This is a genomic window from Scandinavium hiltneri (assembly GCF_024764835.1).
GTDB classification, from domain to species: Bacteria; Pseudomonadota; Gammaproteobacteria; order Enterobacterales; family Enterobacteriaceae; genus Scandinavium; species Scandinavium hiltneri.
On sequence record NZ_JALIGE010000028.1, the window covers coordinates 1 to 438 of the forward strand.

Sequence of the window (438 nt, forward strand, 5' to 3'; positions counted from 1 at the left end):
TCATAAGCCTGCTCCGGCGTCAGTACGCCACGGGTGATGTCTTGCTGATAGAAGCTGTACAACAGTTTGTCGAAGCCGCCTGGGTAAACCGCGTAGCTGCCGTTTTCCAGATGCAGCGCCAGTTGGAAGAAGTAGAACGACTGGCAAGCCTCTTTAAAGCTGCTGGCCCCGTAAGCCGGGACTCTTTTCAGCATGGCGGCCGCTTCTTGCAGCTCCGCCTTGCGGTACGGATGGTTTTCTACAGCAGCCATGTTTTCGGCTTTGCTAGCCAGTTTCTGCGCCAGATGCATCGCTGCATTGCAGGCGTAGATCATGGCGCGGCATTGGTTGACTTCGTCCAGCCCAGAACGGCTGACGGCGCTGCCAATGCTTCTGGCTCGGTCTTCCATTTCGGCTTCGATGGCAAACAGCCCTTTGGCGATCACCACCAGATAGTCC

At 56.6% G+C, this 438-nt stretch carries 1 protein-coding gene; it reads right to left on the bottom strand.

All coding sequences use genetic code 11. The features are described 5' to 3' along the window. A partial coding sequence (locus MUU47_RS00115; RefSeq protein ID WP_309578248.1) for a pyruvate formate lyase family protein occupies window positions 1-438 on the bottom strand: 438 nt, incomplete at both ends.